Here is a 552-nt window from a genome sequence, read left to right on the forward strand (position 1 = left end):
CAGGTGTTCGAGGGCAGCGGCGAAAAGCTTGGGCCACGCCCGTTTCGGCCACCAGCCGGTCGATCTGGCCTGCGTCGAAGTTCGACACGCCGATCGAGGTCGCGCGCCCTTCGTCGCGCAGGCGGATCAGCGCGCGCCAGGTGTCGACGTAGCGGTCGGCGCGGGGGCAGGGCCAGTGGATCAGGAGGAGGTCCACGTGATCCAGCCGCAGGCGGGCCAGGCTGTCCTCGGCCGCGCGCAGGGTGCTGTCGTATCCTTGCCGGTCGTTCCAGACCTTGGTGGTGACGAAGACCTGGTCGCGCGGCAGGCCGCTGGCGCGAAAGCCGTCGCCCAGACCCGCCTCGTTGCCATAGATCGCCGCGCCGTCGATCAGGCGATAGCCCAGGCCCAGGGCGGTTTCGGTGACGCGCGCGGCCTGGTCGGCGGGCACCTCCCACAGGCCGAAGCCCAGCGCGGGGATGGATCGGCCGTCGGACAGGGGGATGCGCGGGTCGGTCATGGGGGGCCTCGTCTGGGGTGCAGGTCAGGAGCAGCGGTCCCTTTCGTCCTTCG

1 protein-coding gene is annotated in these 552 nt (G+C 71.2%); it reads right to left on the bottom strand.

The features are described from left to right. Nucleotides 1-499, bottom strand: a 499-nt coding sequence (locus ACLD7X_RS18105) for an aldo/keto reductase (protein ID WP_411425077.1), incomplete at its 3' end; no start/stop codon positions are given. Between the last annotated feature and the right edge of the window lie 53 nt (nucleotides 500-552).

Source organism: Aphanothece microscopica RSMan92 (assembly GCF_046613545.2).
Taxonomy (GTDB): Bacteria; Cyanobacteriota; Cyanobacteriia; order PCC-6307; family Cyanobiaceae; genus NIES-981.